Source organism: Phascolarctobacterium succinatutens, assembly GCF_958453765.1.
In the GTDB taxonomy this organism is placed as follows: Bacteria; Bacillota; Negativicutes; order Acidaminococcales; family Acidaminococcaceae; genus Phascolarctobacterium_A; species Phascolarctobacterium_A succinatutens_B.
On the sequence record NZ_CAUDZA010000002.1, the window covers coordinates 104,422 to 121,474 of the forward strand.

At 49.2% G+C, this 17,053-nt stretch carries 15 protein-coding genes and 1 tRNA gene; 15 read left to right on the forward strand and 1 reads right to left on the reverse strand.

Annotated features, from left to right (window positions below):
• Positions 1-61 precede the first annotated feature (61 nt).
• The 3 genes from Q7Q81_RS01955 to Q7Q81_RS01965 all read left to right on the forward strand — a co-directional run bounded on the left by Q7Q81_RS01955 (position 62) and on the right by Q7Q81_RS01965 (position 3,302).
• Positions 62-1,615, forward strand: a complete 1,554-nt coding sequence (locus tag Q7Q81_RS01955) for an AbgT family transporter (RefSeq protein WP_304273285.1) — start codon at positions 62-64, stop codon at positions 1,613-1,615.
• Between the two features lie 292 nt (positions 1,616-1,907).
• Positions 1,908-3,152: a peptidase T gene (gene pepT / locus Q7Q81_RS01960; protein WP_304273287.1), complete on the forward strand. Its 1,245-nt coding sequence runs from the start codon at positions 1,908-1,910 to the stop codon at positions 3,150-3,152.
• A 74-nt stretch (positions 3,153-3,226) separates the two neighbouring features.
• A tRNA-Ala gene (locus Q7Q81_RS01965) sits at positions 3,227-3,302 on the forward strand.
• Between the two features lie 96 nt (positions 3,303-3,398).
• On the opposite strand, the gene Q7Q81_RS01970 is transcribed toward Q7Q81_RS01965, so the two are convergent.
• Positions 3,399-3,959, reverse strand: a complete 561-nt coding sequence (locus Q7Q81_RS01970; RefSeq protein WP_304273288.1) for a hypothetical protein — start codon at positions 3,957-3,959, stop codon at positions 3,399-3,401.
• 171 nt (positions 3,960-4,130) lie between these two features.
• Here Q7Q81_RS01970 and ppsA point away from each other — a divergent pair, with 171 nt between their 5' ends.
• The 12 genes from ppsA (at position 4,131) to Q7Q81_RS02030 (ending at position 16,529) form a co-directional block, all read left to right on the forward strand.
• The gene (ppsA, locus tag Q7Q81_RS01975) at positions 4,131-6,506 is read left to right on the forward strand and encodes a phosphoenolpyruvate synthase (RefSeq protein ID WP_304241987.1); all 2,376 of its coding nucleotides are present in this window, start codon (positions 4,131-4,133) and stop codon (positions 6,504-6,506) included.
• 165 nt (positions 6,507-6,671) lie between these two features.
• Complete coding sequence (locus Q7Q81_RS01980; RefSeq protein ID WP_304273290.1) at positions 6,672-7,121, forward strand: prepilin peptidase; 450 nt, start codon at positions 6,672-6,674, stop codon at positions 7,119-7,121.
• The gene (locus Q7Q81_RS01985) at positions 7,118-8,233 is read left to right on the forward strand and encodes a hypothetical protein (protein WP_304273292.1); all 1,116 of its coding nucleotides are present in this window, start codon (positions 7,118-7,120) and stop codon (positions 8,231-8,233) included. Before Q7Q81_RS01980 ends, Q7Q81_RS01985 begins: the two co-directional genes overlap by 4 nt.
• Positions 8,230-8,757, forward strand: coding sequence for a hypothetical protein (locus tag Q7Q81_RS01990; RefSeq protein ID WP_304273293.1), 528 nt, complete (start codon positions 8,230-8,232; stop codon positions 8,755-8,757). Before Q7Q81_RS01985 ends, Q7Q81_RS01990 begins: the two co-directional genes overlap by 4 nt.
• Before the next feature lie 132 nt (positions 8,758-8,889).
• A complete protein-coding gene (locus Q7Q81_RS01995; protein WP_304273294.1) occupies positions 8,890-9,843 on the forward strand; it encodes an ABC transporter substrate-binding protein in 954 nt (317 codons plus the stop codon).
• The gene (locus Q7Q81_RS02000; RefSeq protein ID WP_304273295.1) at positions 9,840-10,838 is read left to right on the forward strand and encodes a FecCD family ABC transporter permease; all 999 of its coding nucleotides are present in this window, start codon (positions 9,840-9,842) and stop codon (positions 10,836-10,838) included. The genes Q7Q81_RS01995 and Q7Q81_RS02000 overlap by 4 nt, the downstream gene beginning before the upstream one ends.
• A gap of 3 nt (positions 10,839-10,841) precedes the next feature.
• Positions 10,842-11,645: an ABC transporter ATP-binding protein gene (locus Q7Q81_RS02005; protein WP_021720600.1), complete on the forward strand. Its 804-nt coding sequence runs from the start codon at positions 10,842-10,844 to the stop codon at positions 11,643-11,645.
• A 1-nt stretch (position 11,646) separates the two neighbouring features.
• On the forward strand, positions 11,647-12,504 hold the full coding sequence (locus Q7Q81_RS02010) for a ChaN family lipoprotein (protein WP_304273296.1): 858 nt from the start codon (positions 11,647-11,649) through the stop codon (positions 12,502-12,504).
• Positions 12,505-12,600: 96 nt separating this feature from the next.
• Positions 12,601-14,610, forward strand: a complete 2,010-nt coding sequence (locus Q7Q81_RS02015; protein WP_210684671.1) for a TonB-dependent receptor plug domain-containing protein — start codon at positions 12,601-12,603, stop codon at positions 14,608-14,610.
• A 109-nt stretch (positions 14,611-14,719) separates the two neighbouring features.
• On the forward strand, positions 14,720-15,340 hold the full coding sequence (locus tag Q7Q81_RS02020) for a MotA/TolQ/ExbB proton channel family protein (RefSeq protein WP_304273297.1): 621 nt from the start codon (positions 14,720-14,722) through the stop codon (positions 15,338-15,340).
• On the forward strand, positions 15,337-15,744 hold the full coding sequence (locus Q7Q81_RS02025) for an ExbD/TolR family protein (protein WP_021720604.1): 408 nt from the start codon (positions 15,337-15,339) through the stop codon (positions 15,742-15,744). Before Q7Q81_RS02020 ends, Q7Q81_RS02025 begins: the two co-directional genes overlap by 4 nt.
• A gap of 2 nt (positions 15,745-15,746) precedes the next feature.
• Positions 15,747-16,529, forward strand: a complete 783-nt coding sequence (locus Q7Q81_RS02030) for an energy transducer TonB (RefSeq protein WP_304273298.1) — start codon at positions 15,747-15,749, stop codon at positions 16,527-16,529.
• Positions 16,530-17,053: the final 524 nt, after the last annotated feature.

The window sequence follows — 17,053 nt, forward strand, 5'->3', positions numbered from 1 at the left end:
ATTAAAAAAATGCTATAATGAGGACGTTATTTTTAATTTTTTGAAGGAGTGATTGTCCCCTATGCAAACAACGCAAGCAAAAAATCAGACCGGCGGCATTCTCGGCCTGATTGAACGCGTCGGCAACAAAATCCCTGATATCACGATTTTGTTCATCGGTGCGTTTATCATCTGCTGCATTATGTCAGCAATTCTTTCGACCATGCACTTTGGTTATGTGCATCCCACTACCGGTAAGGAAATTGTGGTCAACAATATGTTGAGCGGCAAAAATCTTGTCGACCTGTTAAGCAAGATGGTTACCAACTATTCCGGCTTCCCTCCGCTGGGTATGGTAATCGTTGCTACCCTGGGTATCGGTATTGCTGACGGCTCCGGCTACATCAATACTGCGCTGAAAAAAATTCTGGCTGTTACGCCTAAGTTTTTGATTACCCCGATTATTATTCTTGTTGGTATGCTGAGCCATCTCGGCCCCGATACCGGCTATGTAATCATCATCCCGGTTGCGGCCTACATGTATTATGCGAGCGGCAAGCATCCGCTGGCAGGTATCGGCGCATCCTTCGCCGGTATTGCGGGTGCCTTCGCTGCCAACTATACTCCGTCCGCGATTGATCCGGTTATCCAAGGCTTCACCCAGAGCGCTGCGCAGATTATCGACCCGTCTTATCAGGTTAACGTACTGTGCAACTATTTTTACGCCTTCGGTGCGACCTTCCTCGTAATCCCCAGCTGCTGGTGGGTGACGGAAAAGATTGTTGAGCCGTGGCTGTGGAAAAACTGCCCGCTCGATGATGATATAGAAATAGGCGAGGACGGCAACACCGCTGTAACTCCCAAAGAAAACCGTGCCTTCTACGCTGCTACCGGCCTTTTGATTGTGATGATTGCGCTGCTCGTTTACCTGCTGCTGCCTGCCGATTCCATCTTCCGCGATGACAAGGGTATGCTGGCAAGCTTCAAGGCGCCGATTATGCAGTCCATCGTTTCCCTGCTGTTTGTGTTCACCGGCGCTGTCGGCCTGACCTACGGTGTAATGGTTGGAAAATTCAAATCCCCGAAGGATGTTACCACTGCGATGGAGGATATCACCAAAACTCTGGTGCAGCTGATTGTATTCTACTTCTTCGCTGCGCAGTTCCTCTATGCTTTCGGTGCTTCCAACATGGGTGCGCTGATTGCAATTGCGGGCGCCGAGTTCCTGAAGTCCCTGGCACTGCCGCCGCAGGTAACTATTTTCGGTATCATCATCTTCGTTGCGATGCTGAACCTTATTATCACCTCTGCTTCCGCCAAGTGGGCGATTCTGGCACCTATCTTCGTACCGATGCTGATGGCTGTAGGTATTGCGCCGGAGCTGACTCAGGTTGCCTTCCGCGTGAGTGACTCCGCGGTTAACGTTGTAACTCCGATGTTCGCGTTCTACCCGCTGATTATCCTCTACTGCCAGAAGTATGTGAAGAGCGCCGGTATCGGTACGCTGAGCTCCCTGATGCTGCCGTATACTATTACGCTGCTGGTTACTTTGACTATTATGCTGTATGCTTTCTGGTTTATGGATATACCGTTGGGTTTACAAGCGGACTACGTTTACCCGCGTAGGGTGATGTAATAGCTTAGGGACGAGCGATAAGGGCGCATCTGCTTCAGAAAGTTTCCTCGACGTACCTCTCTGGCGACGAACGATAAGGGCGCATCTGCTTCATATAATTTTTTCGACGTACCTCTAGTACGCCTTCAAAAATTATCTTTCGCATCTGCAACCCTTCTCGTCCGTCTTGTTGATGAAGGAGGAGCATCTGCAACCCTTCTCGCTCGTCTGAGTGGGATTGAGAAAAGGGCGCATCTGCTTTTCTAAATTGTGTTATAATGTAATAAGTAGTTTTATGAAAGAAGGCTAAAAAATGTCTATGCAAGAACGTTTGACTGAACGCTTTTTACGTTACGTTGCCGTAACCTCCCAAAGCAAGGAGGGCTGTGCTGTTGTTCCCAGTACTCCCGGCCAATGGGATATGGCTAAGCTGCTGAAGGAGGATTTGGCTGAGCTTGGTCTTGTAGACCTGGAAATCAGCGAATTCTGCGTGCTGACCGGCCGTCTGCCGGCTAACCTGCCTGCAGGCCACGCTCCCGTGCCGAATGTAGGCTGGGTTGCGCACATGGATACCGTTGACGTAAACCTTTCTCCCGAGGTACATCCGCAGATTGTGAAAAACTATCAGGGCGGCGATGTACTGCTGAACGCTGAAAAGCAAATCTACATTAAGGTAAGCGAGCATCCCGAGCTGAACAAATATATCGGCAGCGACCTTATCACCACCGACGGCACCTCCGTACTGGGCGCAGATAATAAGGCTGCTGTTGCTAACCTGATGGTAGCACTGGAAACCATCATTAAGGAAAACCGTCCACACGGCGAAATTTATGTAGCCTTTGTTCCGGATGAAGAGGTTGGCCTTTGCGGTTCCAAAAAGATGGATTTTAGCAAGTTCCCGGTTGAATTTGCATATACCATTGACTGCTGCGAGTTGGGCGAGGTTGTATACCAGACCTTTAACGCAGGCAGCGCACACATAAAAATCAAGGGTGTAACCGCACATCCGATGTCCGCTAAGAACACTTTGGTCAACCCGGCGCTGGTTGCCGTAGATATCATCAACTGCTTCGACAGAATGCAGACTCCGGAGCACACCGAGGGCACCGAAGGCTTTATCTGGGTGCAGGCTATTAAATCCAACGCTGCGGAAGCGACTTTGGATATCAAAATCCGCGATCATAACAAAAAGATGTATGAAGCACGCAAGGAGTTTATCCGTCATGCTGTGGAATATGTACAGGCCAAGAATCCGAAGGCCGGCATTGAGCTGAACATCACCGACGTTTATGGCAACATCGCCGACGCGCTGAACGATGACAACAAAAAATGCGTTGAGTACATTTTCGAGGCTATGAAGGAGCTGGATATCGAGCCGAAGGATATCGCTATGCGCGGCGGCACCGATGGTTCCTTTATTTCCACCAAGGGCATCCCTACGCCGAACTATTTCACCGGCGCGCTCAACTTCCACTCCAACTGCGAGTTTATGCCGATGGTTGCCGTGGAAAAATCCTGCCTGATGACTTTGAAGCTGGTTGAGCTGATTACCAAATAAAAAATGCTTGACAAATGCGTCGCTTTCCTGTAAAATCTTACTTGTTTCCGACGCAAATGCGCGCGAAGCCTATTGGGGGCGTAGCTCAGCTGGGAGAGCACCTGCCTTGCAAGCAGGGGGTCAGGAGTTCGATTCTCCTCGTCTCCACCAATTGCTAATTAGCGGTCTTACTTTGGTAGGACCGCTTTTTTGTGCGCAAAAAAAGACGCCCATGCATATGAGCGTCTGCGTAAATTGTTTAATGGCTCAGCAGCCTTCGTTTTCCTCCCATTCCTCGCTGTTTTCGTTGATGTACCATTTGCCGTTGATATAGATATTTTCTTCGATAGTACGCGGGCCCCAGATAACGCTGCCTTCCGGGCCATAGTCCTCGCCATCGTCGGGGCAGGTGTCGTCATAGGTGATAAGGGGAACGTAATCATCGGCGCTGTCTGCTTCTATATTATTTGCTTTATTGTATTGCTGCTGTTCTTCCTCCTGCGGATGCAGCATCCTGTTGTATTTGTACAAAAGCTTTGCGGCATAGACAACGGCAGCAAGCAATACTCCCTCCTTCGGCAGTCCACAGAGAACTAAAATAAAAGCAAGAACGGATAAAACTACGCTGTGGAAGAAGCTTTCTTGTTCATCCAGCTCTTTCATTTTATGTAAAAGATAAATAATCAGCAGTGTTATGGGCAGCAGCACAAGAAAATAGCCCAATGATGTATGCGTAAAAATTAAAATAACGAGCGTTAAAAGGAGCATTAAAGCTATAAGGGCAATTACCTTTTTTATGTTACTGCAAAGGCGTTCGATAAAATTCATGGCTCGCACCTCACTTTTATCTACATTATAGCATGTCTGAAAATTTCCGGTAAAAAATCTAAAAAAATCTGCAAAAATGGCTTGAATATGCTCTTTAAATGTGATATAGTATACACTATATTAAGGGTTTCCCCAGAAAAAAGTATAGTATTTTAAAAGGAGCAAATTATTATGGAGAAAGAAAAAGCATTCCTGCTGTGGTTTGACCAGCTGGAGAGAAAAGACGTAGCAATCGCCGGTGGTAAGTCTTCTTCCTTGGGCGAGCTGACCTCTCACGTTGATGTACCTGTACCGTATGGCTTTGCAACTACTGCTTGCGCTTACAGATACTTCTTCGAAAAGACCGGTCTGTACGAGAAAATCAAAAACTTAATTGCCGGTCTGGACGTAGACAACAGCGCTCAGCTGCGCGAGGTTTGCGCTAAGGTCCGCCAGGCAATTATGGACGAAGAAATGCCGCAGGATCTGCAGGACCTGATTGCCCAAGCTTACAAAGAGCTGGGTGAAAAGGTTGGCCAGGCTGATCCGTTCGTTGCTGTTCGCAGCAGCGCTACCGCAGAGGATTTGCCGGATGCAAGCTTTGCAGGCCAGCAGGACACCTACCTGAACGTAAAGGGTGCAGAAACCATCGTTGCTAAGGTTAAGGAATGCTATGCTTCCTGCTTTACCGACCGTGCGGTTTACTACCGTGAAAAACAAGGCTTTGATCATCTGGATGTAGCACTGAGCGCTGCAGTACAGATGATGGTATTCTCCAAGGCTGCAGGCGTTATGTTCACTGTTAACGTTGCTACCGGCGACGACAAGAACATCCTCATCGAAGGCGCATGGGGCTTGGGCGAATATGTTGTTCAAGGCACCGTAACTCCGGATAACTATACTGTAAATAAAGCTACCTGCGAGATTGTTGAAAAGAACGTTAACGCGCAGGACATTAAGCTGATCCGCAAAGCTGACGGCGACTGCGAAGAAGTTGTTGTACCGCTGGATGAGCAAAACGAGCAGAAGCTGACTGATGAGCAAATCAAACAATTGGCTGAATGCGCTAAGAAAATTGAAGCACACTATGGCTGCTACATGGACATGGAATGGGGCGTTGACGAGCGCGATAACAAGGTTTACATCCTGCAAGCCCGTCCTGAAACCGTATGGAGCCGTCGTAACAAAGAAAATGGTGCACCGAAAGAGGAGAAGAAAGTGACTACTGATCGCAAAGTTATCGTTAAAGGCTTGCCTGCCAGCCCTGGTAATGTAGCAGGCCGCGTACATGTAATTTTGGATCCGTCCCATATCGACGAATTCAAGGAAGGCGAAATCCTCGTAACCGAAATGACCGCTCCTGACTGGGTACCGGCTATGAAGAAAGCGAAAGCAATCGTAACCGATAGCGGCGGAATGACCTGCCATGCTTCTATCGTATCCCGCGAGCTGGGCATTCCCTGTATCGTAGGTACCAAGAGCCGTGGCGAAGCTGCTACCACCACCATTCCCGATGGCATTGACGTAACCATTGATGCTACTCATGGTGTAGTTTACGAAGGCATTATCGAAGAGCCGAAGGCTGAACAACCGGCACAACAAGTAGTTGCTGCTGCTGAATACTTCCCGCCGACCGGCACCAAGATTTATATGAACCTGGGCGATCCTGAGCTGGCTGAAAAATATGCTACTCTGCCTTGCGACGGCATCGGCCTGATGCGCGAAGAGTTCATCTGGACCACCTATATCCATGAACATCCGCTGTATCTGATTAAAATCGGTCAACCGGAAAAGGTTGTAGACCAACTGGCTGAAGGCATCCGCCAAGTTTGCCAGGCTATGGCTCCGAGACCGGTAACCATGCGCTTCTCCGACTTCAAGTCCAGCGAATACCGCGACCTGAAGGGCGGCGACGAATTCGAGCCGAACGAGCCTTCTGCTCTGCTGGGCTGGCGCGGTGCTTCCCGTTACTATGATCCTAAATATATCGAAGCATTCAAGCTCGAATGCATGGCTGTTCGCAAGGTTCGCGAAGAGTTCGGTCTGAAGAACCTGAACGTTATGATTCCGTTCTGCCGTAACGTAGAGGAATGCGAAAAGGTTACCAAGATTATGGCTGACTGCGGTCTGTCCCGTGGTAAAGACTTCAAGGTTTGGCTGATGGCTGAGATTCCGTCCAACATCATCCTGGCTGACCAGTTCAACAAGTTTGTCGATGGCTACTCCATCGGTTCCAATGACCTGACCATGCTGGTTCTGGGCTGCGACCGTGATAACGATACTGTTTCCCATATCTATGACGAACGTAACCTGGCTGTACGCCGTGCAATCCGTCACCTGATCGAGGTTGCTCATAAGGATGGCAAGACCGTTTCTATCTGCGGTCAGGCTCCGAGCGTATATCCTGAGTTCTGCGAGTTCCTCATTAAGAGCGGTATCGACAGCATGTCCGTTAACCCGGATACTGTTAAGTTCACTAAGAAGCTGGCTGCTCAAATCGAGCAACGCATCATGATGGATGCTCTGACTGGCAAAGGCCGTCAAGAGGTTGAGGACCTGAACTGGTAAGAGGCAATTAAAGACTTTCAGCTCTTTGGCTAAGCGCATTGGCTTTATCTGGAAGCAGAAAAAGTAAATATGCAGTGAAGAGTTTTAGGACTCCTGTATTGTAGTACAAATTACAATGCAGGGGTCCTATTTGCTTTTTTTCTTAAAATTTTTAAGGAGGTAATTATGTTTGCTGTTATTTTTGTTCTCGGTTTGCTTTATCACACTTATACTGATATGAAATCTATGCTGCTTTATGACAAGGTAACATTAATTTTAGCGGCAGTTGGCTTAGTACGCGCGTGGTATGAGGGGCAGCTTTTTGATGCTGCTTACGGAGCTGGAATTATTTTGGCAATAATGTTGGTGCTGTATTTTGCCAGTCGCGGAGGTATGGGCGAGGGTGATGTCAAGTTAGCGCCTGTGTTGGGAATCTGGCTTGGCTTAGAGCAGGGACTATTGTGTTTGCTGCTCGCCTTTGTCAGCGGTGGTGTTGTAGGGGCATTATTGTTGCTGTGCAGGCGTGGGAAGCTGAAACAGGCGATTCCCTTCGGACCGTTTTTGTGCGCAGCAGCGGTTGCTGCGTATTTTTGTGGTAAAGAAATCATTACATGGTATTGGAGGATGTTCTTATGATGAAGCATGAAAAAAGTATTAGTGTTAAAGAGCTGTTTGAGTCTGTATTGTGCGCTTTGCGCTGCCGTTGGCGCCGTAAGCAGGTGCTTTTGCTGTTGTCACTGCAAACGGGGCAGGTGGCGTATTGGCAGAATGGAGAACGCAGCTGGCAGGAGCAGCTTGATGAAGAGTGCCTGACAAATAAGCAAAGACTTGCCGATAATTTACGTGAACTGCTTTTAAAGCGTGAGGTGGAGGAAGGAGCAGCCGTTTTGCTGTTGCCTGCAACAGCGACGATGTACTCCGAACAGCTGCTTTTGCCTTTAATGCGGCGGCGTGAACTGCAGGTTGCACTGCAATGGGAGGTACAGCAGAGCGTTCCTTGGATGCATGAAGACTATACTTACAGCTTTGAAGCACATGTTATCGGTGAAGCAGATGAACAGCAATATCAGGTGATGTTTGCAGCCTTACAGAATGCGTCGCGTGCTGAACTGGAGCAGCTGTGCAGAAGTTTAATGCTGAAGCTGCAGGGGATTTTGTTAGGCAGTAAAACGATTGATGAAGCAGCAGATAAATGGTTTGCCGGGAAGTCTCTTCCATCAATATACAGGCAGAAGCAGAGGCGCTTACAGGGGATAGCGGCCACTTTTGGCCGTTATCTGACAAAAGCAGGCTGTGCAGCTTTAGGGTTAGCGATTTTGGCTTATGCCAGTGCCTGGGGAGGCTGTTATCTGGCGCAGCGCGATTTGCAGGAGGTAGAGCAGCAATTAGAGCAGTATGCGGAGTGGGAACAGCGTATGCAGGAAAGCGAGGTTGTTGAGCGTAACTGTCAGCGTTTGGAAAAGCTGTTGGCTGCAGTATCTAAACCATCGAAAGAGGCAGGTGGTGAGGTTGAGCACATCTGCCGCCAGATGATGCCAGGCTGTTGGCTGACACTGCTAGAATACAACGGCAGTAAAAAACCTTTAGTGCTGCAAGGACAGGCGGTGGATAATTTGGCCTTGGAAAGTTTTGTGGAGCAGCTGCAAAAATGTGGAAATTACAGCAGAGTAGAGCTTCTGCAATCGCAGCATCAGGGTAACGTTCTTGTTTATAAACTGCAGTTGCAGATGAAGGAGGGCAAGCAATGAAAGCAGGAGAAAAAACAATTAATCTGCTTGCCTGTATAGCGTTGGTGTTGTCTACAGGCTTTGGAGTAAAGGCATTAGAGCTTTGGAATGAAAGACAACTGGCGGTAGAACAGACACAGAAGCTGCAGGGGCAACTGACACAGCAGATTCGTTTTGCTGATGAACACAGTGATTATAAGACATATAAAATCAAGCTATTGGATAAGCAAAAGAAATTAGAGCAGCAGGTAGAGCATAATTTGAACTTAAACAACATCCTGCAGCGCCTGCAAAAGCAGGCACAAGCGCAAAGCATTCAACTGAGTAGCATGCAACTGGAGGGCCAGCCTATGCCTTTGCAACATGGTCTGCAGCTGCAGACAGTGAAAATAAGTGCTGTCGGTGATTTTTATTCCCTGCTGCGTTGGCTGCGGCAGGTAGAACGCGACGGTTGCAAAGTTAAAGAGCTGCGCTTGCATAGCGATATGCAGGCAAAAGAAGTGCTGAAAATGGACATCTCACTGGAATTTCATACTGAAAACTGATTCGCCCAATTAGCCTACGCTAATTTTATCTTGACAAAACCACCATCTTATAAGATAATGGCATAGTAAAGTTAGACTAGGCTAATTTAATTCTAAAGATAGCACTGGCTAATATTGTAAAGGGAGTTGCGTATGAAAAAATATATCTTACTCGTATTTGTCGTAATCATAGCCCTGGCAGGCTACTTCCTGCTGGCAAGAGGCCAGCACAAGCTCGCAGCCAACGCCGCCGTCAGCGTAACCGACAGCACCGGCGCCAAGGTTCACATCCCCACGGAGCCCAAAAGAATCGTCTTTCTCAATGCCTCCAATCTGGAAATCTTCACCTCCATCGGCGGCAAGGCCGTCGGCAGACCTACCAGCACTTCATATCCCGACGACATCAAGGAAAGCATTAAGGACATCCCCGAAGTAGGCATGATCCACGCGCCCAATCTGGAAAAAATCATGAGCCTGAAGCCTGACCTGGTTGTAGGTACGAACGTACCCTTCCACGTAATGCTGCGCAAGCCTCTGGAAATGGCCGGCGTGCCGCTTTACCTGAACATGATAAACTCCTATGAGGACGTGCTGAAAAGCATAGACGACTTTGGCCGCTTTGCCGGCAGAGAAAAGGAAGCTGCCGCCAAGCGTGCGCAGATAGAAAAGGAATATGCCGCACTGACGCAGGACGTACAGAAGGGCAGGGGACCGAAGGTGCTGATCATCTTCGGCTCGCCAGACAGCTTCAATATGTCCACCAAAAAGAGCTTCGGCGGTGATCTGGCAGAGCGTTTGGGCGCCGTAAACATTGCGGACAAGGCCGAGAACGTGAAGGACAGCAGCTACATTCCGCTGAGCATGGAATTCGTAGCCAAGGAAAACCCCGACATCGTGATGCTGATTACCATGGGCGGCAGCAAGGAGATTCTGGAAAAGCTGCGCGCCAATATGCGTGAAAACGCCATTTGGCATGACGTGAACGCCGTGAAGAATAACCGTGTGTACCAGCTGCCGCCTAGCCTGTTTACCGTTAACCCCGGCACGCACACCATCGACGCGATGAAGATTATGAAAGAATATATCTATGGAGAGGGCAAGCAATGAGCAATGATGCCAAAACAAAAGAAAAAATGCGTATAGCGGTCTTTTGCGGCCTGTGCATCCTGCTCGTTGCAGGCATCTTCGTGAGCATCGGCAGCGGTACGGTGAGCCTTTCCGTGAGCGAAACATGGGCGGCGCTGCTGGGCGAGGCCGATGCTGACACCGATCGCATTGTGAACCTCATCCGCCTGCCCCGCACGATTGTGACAGTGCTGGTGGGTGCTAACCTGGCTTTGGCAGGCTGCAACCTGCAGGGCGTGCTGCACAATCCGCTGGCAGACCCCGGTATCATCGGCGTGAGTGCCGGTGCGGGCCTGTTTGCCATGATTGTCATGCTGATTTTCCCGGAACAATCTGCTATGGTGCCGCTGGCAGCCTTCGTCGGCGCCGTGCTTTCCACAGGCATCGTTTTTTTCCTGGCGTGGGAAAAGGGCATCAACCCGCTGCGAATGATTCTGGCGGGCGTGGCAGTTGCCACCTTCTTCGGCGGCGGTATGGCGGCGCTGAACGTATTTTACAGTGACAGAATCCAAGGCACGGTTATGTGGATGGCCGGCGGTTTTCAGGGGCGCAGCTGGGGGCATGTGGAAATGCTTTTGCCTTATAGCGCGATTGGTATTATCGGTACGATTTTGTGTGCGCGTTCCCTAAATGCGTTGCAGTTGGGTGATGAGCTGGCCAAAAGTTTGGGCGTGCGCGTTATGCGCATGCGCACTATTTTGATCTTTCTTTCCGCGCTGCTGGCGGCGGTTTCCGTAAGCGTGGCAGGCATGCTGGGCTTTGTGGGCCTCATCGTGCCGCACATCATGCGCCTGTTAATCGGCAGCGACCACGAATACCTGCTGCCCTGTGCGGCGATTGCCGGCGGTGCGGTGGTAACACTGGCTGATACGGCGGCAAGAACGCTTTTCAGTCCGCTGGAAATTCCTGTGGGCATCTTCATGTCCTTCATCGGCGGTCCGTTCTTCTTGTATCTGCTGAAACGGAGGATGCGTTAAGCTATGAATATCCCGACATTACATACACAAAAAATTACTCTGCGCTACGGCGAGCATACGATAATCAGGGACCTGACGCTGGATATTTCCCAGCCGGAGATTGTGACGATTATCGGACCGAACGGTAGCGGCAAATCGACGCTGCTGAAGGCACTCTGCCGCCTGCTGGAGCCTGCGAGCGGTGCTGTTTATCTGGATAGTAAGGATATCAACAAGATGTCTACGGAAGAGGTGGCGCGCACACTGGCAGTAATGGCGCAGAGTGCGAACGCTCCCGGAGGCACGACGGTGGAGGAGCTGGTGTGCTACGGACGCATGCCGTACCGTAAATTTTTCGACGGCCTCAATCAGGAGGACCGTCTGGCGATTGAGGAGGCGCTGGAGTTTACCGAGCTGGGACCGCTGCGTACGCGCCTTGTGCATACACTGAGCGGGGGTGAACGTCAACGCGCGTGGCTGGCCATGGCGCTGGCGCAGAAGCCGAAGATTTTGCTGCTCGATGAGCCTACTACTTATCTGGACGTGCATCATCAGCTGGAGCTGATGGAGCTTGTTGTGCGCCTGCATAACGAAATGGGCCTGACGGTTATCATGGTGCTGCACGATTTGAACCATGCGGCGCGCTACAGTGAGCGATTGATTGCGCTGAAAAAGGGCACCATCATGGCAGACGGACCTACGGACGAGGTGTTCACGCAGTCTGTAATTGAAGAGCTTTATGATGTGAAGGCTGTGATCATGCGTGTCGAGGCCAACGGGACGCAGTACCCCGTGTGCTTTCCGTATAGTGTAGAGGAGCATGATTAAGATGAATAAATTTATGAAAACAATCGCTCTTAGCATGGCAATGTTGTGCCTGTGCGCAGGTGCCGCAGGTGCGGCGCAGTTCAGCGATGCGCAGAGCGGTAAAAATTTAACAGCAGCGCAGCTGGCAAGTAAGCTGCAAAAGTATGATGTAGTCTTCTTTGGTGAATATCATGACCAAAGTGAAATACACCAATATGAATTAGAGCTTTTGAAGGCAATGTATAAGGCAAAAGGCGAGAAACTGGCCTTATCCATGGAAATGTTTGAGGCAGATAATCAGGATAAGCTGAATAAATTTCTGGCAGGTACTATGAGCGAAGAAAATTTTCTCGCTGCAAGCCGCCCCTGGCCTAATTACGGCACGGATTATGCTCCGCTGGTAAATTTTGCCAAAGAAAAGAAAATGCCCGTTATTGCCGCTAACGTACCGCGCTTTTTGGCAGCGCACGTAGCGAAAAACAACGCTTCGACGGAGGGCGTGGAGGCGCAGTATCAGCAATGGCTGCCCAAGCATACCTATGCTCCCGAGGGCGCGTATAAGGATAAATTCTATGCGCAGATGAGCTCGCCGGCAGCTCCGATGAAGATGCCGCCAGCGCGTTTAGCAGCAGTTTATGCGGCGCAATGCCTGAAGGATGACAAGATGGCCGAGAGTATTGCTGCGTTTGCCGACGCACATCAGAATATGCAGATTTTGCATATCAATGGCTGCTTCCATTCCGATGCGCATCTGGGTACAGCGCAAAAGCTGGAAGCTTTGCGTCCTGAGCTCAAGGTTGCCGTAATCACACCGCTGGAGCGCAAACAGAAGGGCGAAAAGCCTGCGGGTGATTTTGTCGTATGGTTCGACAGAAAATAAATTCTTCCGATATTTTTTTATCCGTTAGTTAGCAGTTGCTGACTTTACGGGTGTGAAATATACCATAAAAAAACAAGTAGAAAAAAGAGGTGCATTATGAGAAATTTAAACAAAAAGAAGATAGCATTACTTACTGCCTGTGTTGTCAGTGCAGTTGGCCATATGGCATTTGCTGCGGAGGCAGATAATTACGATGAATACAGCGGTGCGGATTACGTTGTGACCGCAACCAAGACACAGCTGGAGAAAAAAGAGGTTCCGCAAAGCGTTGAGGTTATTACCCAAGAGGATATCAAAAATACTGCTGCTTATAACGTGCGCGATGCCTTGCGTTTTGCAACTAACATTGATGTGCAAGAGGTTGGCATGACCGGCAATGTGGTTATGGTTCGCGGTATGGAAAGCAAGCATACGTTGATTTTGGTTGACGGTCGTCGTATGGCTGCCGAAAACACCGGTTCTACAATGAATGCCTATGAGCTGAGCCGTATCAATCTTGCAGATGTAGAACGCATTGAAGTTATTCGTGGCAATGGTTCTGCTTTGTATGGTAGCGATGCTATGGGTGGTGTTATTAACATCATTACAAAGAAAGCCAACCAAGAGCATGCAAGTATCGGTGCTCATACCGGCACTAAAGAAATGGGTACAAACTTCTATTATTCTTCCGGACGTCAAGGCAAAGTAAGTGTAAAAGCCAGCGGCGGTATTGAAGATGTCCGTAAAGAGGTTAGCGGCTATTACAATAAAACCAAAGGTTATGATACTAGCAGCTCCAATATGTATGGACCTCGCCGTTTCTTAAATCTTGGTTTTGATTATGCCTTTGATGCTAACCGTGGTCTTGCTTTAGATTTGAATTTTATGCGTGAACAGTTCACCAGTAATAGCAGTGAAGGCACTGACAAAGGTGTTTATAATTATGATAACAACCGTTCCGATTATGCTTTGACCTATTATGGCAAGGATAATAAAAACGATTATAATCTGCGTATGTATTACAATACATTAAAGAAAAGCAACGTAACAAACGAAAATAATGCTATTACCGATTTTGACCATACCTCGTATGATACTTTGGTGTTTGAAGGCAAAAACAGCATGAAGCTGAATGATAAAAACACTATGACTTATGGCGCTGAATGGACTACGACCAATATGCGTGGTACACGTTTCGGCGGTGGCGGTGATAACAAATATAGCGAAACCTTTGCAGGTATCACTAAAGCAGGTTCTGAAAAGGATGTAGATACTTATGCTGCTTATCTGCAGGATGAATGGAAAATTACTGATAAATGGCTGCTTATTCCTGCTGTGCGTTTTGACCATCACAATGCCTTCGGCAGTCATACATCTCCTAAAATCGGTACTACCTATAGCTTCAGCGATAATAGCCGCTTTAAGGTCAACTATGGCAAGAGCTTCCGTGCGCCGACAGTATATGAATTGTACTCTACCATGGATAAACGCATGGGCATGATGAATGTTCAGGTATTAGGTAATCCTGATTTAAAACCTGAGAAAGCAACTAATTTCGACATCGGTTTTGAAGCAGAGCAAGGTAAATGGTCCGGCAAATTAGGTTATTATCATAATGAAATAGATAATCTTATTGATTCCGATATGTTCTACCGTGGCTATGTTCCCGGTGTCGGCATGGTTGTCAAGAGCAAATACTACAATGTAGGCGAAGCGGAAATCAGTGGTGCAGAAGCAGAGGTTGGTTACAATTTCAATGATAATTGGAATGTTAAGGCTACTTATAACTACACGGATGCTAAGGATAAAACCACTAATGCTCGTCTGAATAACAGAGCAAGACAAAACGGTGTTGTCCAATTAAGTTATACTGATAATGCAGAATTGCCGTTTACCGCAACTTTGTGGTCTAAGTGGTATGTAGATTATCTGTACAAGGTTTCCAGCAATGTTAATACCTATACCTTTAACACGTTTAACTTTGTTGCAGACAAGCAAATTACTAAAAACCTGCATGTTTATGCCGGTGTAGACAATATCTTTGACAAGACCTTACCCTATGATGAAAATCATAGCTATACTATCGACGGCCGCACCTGGCGTGTCGGCGCAGAGATGACCTTTTAATTAGAGTTTTGATTCCATAATATCAGCATACTGCTCCTTTCTGTACTTTGGGGAGCAGTATGCACCTCCTGTAAAAGTACGACAGCATTTGTAGATTTGTGAGGAAAATATGCAGGCAATAACAGATTTAATAATGTACTTTCAGAAGGGCGGACTGGTTATGTGGCCGCTGCTCGCCTGTTCTATAACTGTGATAGCAATCGCCATTGAGCGGTTTATATATTATAAGAGCGTGGACAGCGGCGCTGTCTTTGCCTCCCGCTATTGCGCCGCCGTGCGCAGCGGTGATTTTGCTGTGGCGACAGAGCTGGCGCACAAGGGAAGCGGTCAGTGCGCGCAGATGCTTGCTGATGTGGCGGCAATTGCAGGCGGTAAGGCAGAAAAGAGCGCCTTCCTCGAAAGCCGTGCCGGTATTTTTATGGCGACGCTGCGCGATAAGCTGGATTACCTGGGCATTATCGTAACGATGTCCCCGCTTCTGGGACTGCTGGGCACTATCGTGGGCATGATCGGTGCCTTCAGCATTTTCAACGTAGAAGCGGGTGCGCCGATGGCGATTACCGGCGGCATCGGCGAAGCGCTGATAGCGACGGCAACGGGCTTGTGCGTAGCTATTCTTTCACTGTGCGCACATTCCTATTTCGCTCACCGTATGGACAACATGATTACGGATATGGAGCAGTGCTTCAGCGCACTGTTGGAGGCTGAAACAAGGAGAGCAAGATCATGAAGCTGCGAGATGTGCGTAACAGGAAAACGCCGCCGCTGATGATTATCCCGATGATTGATATTATGTTCTTTCTGCTGGTCTTTTTTATGCTGAGCACGATGTATATGATTGACCTGAAAACGATTCCGGTGAAGCTGCCGCAGGCTAAAAATGCGGCGACGGATACTACGACCACCTTCGCCGTGACGATGAAGGCCGACGGCAGCATTTATCTGGGCGATGCCCAAACGGATGCGGAGGCCTTGGCGCTGCAGGCAGGCCTGGAGCAGAAGAAGAACAAAAACTTCGCCGTTGTCATCCGTGCGGAAAAGGCGCTGGAGTACGGCGAGGTGATTAAGCTGGTAGATAAGCTGAAGGGTGCAGGCGTAGCACGCTTCGGCCTGGCGACGGATGGCGGTAAGTAACGATGAAGCAGATAGAAAAGCTGCAGGCGAAGGCACGTCAGCGCTTTGGCTTTTGCGGTTCACTGATAATACATTTTATATTGTTCGTCGCACTGGCATTTTCGGGCGTCTTTGCTATGCAGCCGCCGGTTGCGGATGCTGACACCGTTGTGTTCTTTGATGCTGGCGGCGGAGGCGGAGGTGGCGCCGATGAAGCTATCGCTGATGCTGCCGACGATGGCGAGGAGCAGGTGGAGGAAGTCGTGGAGGAAGAAACGATTACTCTGCCTGATGGCAAGATAGAGCATAAGCAGGTTGTGAAGCATGTAGTGAAGCATGTGCCTGCAGGTGCAAAAAAAGGCAGCGGCAGTGGCAACGGTAGTGGCAGCGGCGGCGGTCACGGAACCGGCCATGGCACAGGCAGCGGCAGTGGTATTGGTGCAGGCAGCGGCAGTGGCAGCGGTCACGGTGCGGGACACGGTAGCGGCATTGGCGACGGTGCAGGCCCCGGCATTGCACGCAATCCCAAGGTGCCTCCGCGTGTAGCCTCAACTGCGGCTCCGGTTTATCCGCAGGCGCTGCGTGATGCGGGAATCGGCGGGCGCGTTGTCGTGCGTGGGGTTATAGGAACTGACGGGCGCGTAGAAAGCGCCGTAGTAGTGCGCTCCAGCGGCAACAGCACTCTGGATAACAACGCCCTCAGCGCCTTTTACAAATGGCGCTTCAGTGCTGCCAAAAATGACGCCGGCCAAAAAGTACGCTGCTACTTCGTACAAGGCTTCCCATTTGTAATAGAATATAAATAATAGGCTTTATAATAAGGAATTTTCACTTAAACTACGCTCAAACTATCGTAAAGCATGATAGTCTTTGCTTCGCTCAAACAAACAGCACACTACCCTTGGCGCTGCGCAGACCGGAACGGACGACGGGCTCGCAAGCACATCGATGTCAAGCGAACTGCGCAAGCAACGGACAGGCACAGGAATTTTTCGCTGGAGTGTTGACGCATCCTGCGGATGAACGGCACGCAAAAATCAGCGACGTGAAAAATTTTGCGAATCTAGTCGCCGGAATCCGGCGAAGCAGCCGTTAAGGGCGTTTTTTGGATACTTTTTGCCGCCCAGGGCAAAAAGTATCATAGCAACGCAAGAGTAAGGGAAGCAGGCTATACTTCGCATTGAACAAAAAGCACGTCATTCTTAGCTAGTACGTTTAGCACACCACCCTCGGCGTTGCGCAGACCGGAACGGACGACGGGCTCGCAAGCACATCGATGTCAAGCGAACTGCGCAAGCAACGGACAGGCACAGGAATTTTTCGCTGGAGT

Coding starts and splice junctions, on each gene's coding strand:
- Q7Q81_RS01955 (WP_304273285.1), top strand. CDS start 62: ATGCAAACAACGCAAGCAAAAAATCAGACCGGCGGCATTCTCGGCCTG.
- pepT (WP_304273287.1), top strand. CDS start 1,908: ATGTCTATGCAAGAACGTTTGACTGAACGCTTTTTACGTTACGTTGCC.
- Q7Q81_RS01970 (WP_304273288.1), bottom strand. CDS start 3,959: ATGAATTTTATCGAACGCCTTTGCAGTAACATAAAAAAGGTAATTGCC.
- ppsA (WP_304241987.1), top strand. CDS start 4,131: ATGGAGAAAGAAAAAGCATTCCTGCTGTGGTTTGACCAGCTGGAGAGA.
- Q7Q81_RS01980 (WP_304273290.1), top strand. CDS start 6,672: ATGTTTGCTGTTATTTTTGTTCTCGGTTTGCTTTATCACACTTATACT.
- Q7Q81_RS01985 (WP_304273292.1), top strand. CDS start 7,118: ATGATGAAGCATGAAAAAAGTATTAGTGTTAAAGAGCTGTTTGAGTCT.
- Q7Q81_RS01990 (WP_304273293.1), top strand. CDS start 8,230: ATGAAAGCAGGAGAAAAAACAATTAATCTGCTTGCCTGTATAGCGTTG.
- Q7Q81_RS01995 (WP_304273294.1), top strand. CDS start 8,890: ATGAAAAAATATATCTTACTCGTATTTGTCGTAATCATAGCCCTGGCA.
- Q7Q81_RS02000 (WP_304273295.1), top strand. CDS start 9,840: ATGAGCAATGATGCCAAAACAAAAGAAAAAATGCGTATAGCGGTCTTT.
- Q7Q81_RS02005 (WP_021720600.1), top strand. CDS start 10,842: ATGAATATCCCGACATTACATACACAAAAAATTACTCTGCGCTACGGC.
- Q7Q81_RS02010 (WP_304273296.1), top strand. CDS start 11,647: ATGAATAAATTTATGAAAACAATCGCTCTTAGCATGGCAATGTTGTGC.
- Q7Q81_RS02015 (WP_210684671.1), top strand. CDS start 12,601: ATGAGAAATTTAAACAAAAAGAAGATAGCATTACTTACTGCCTGTGTT.
- Q7Q81_RS02020 (WP_304273297.1), top strand. CDS start 14,720: ATGCAGGCAATAACAGATTTAATAATGTACTTTCAGAAGGGCGGACTG.
- Q7Q81_RS02025 (WP_021720604.1), top strand. CDS start 15,337: ATGAAGCTGCGAGATGTGCGTAACAGGAAAACGCCGCCGCTGATGATT.
- Q7Q81_RS02030 (WP_304273298.1), top strand. CDS start 15,747: ATGAAGCAGATAGAAAAGCTGCAGGCGAAGGCACGTCAGCGCTTTGGC.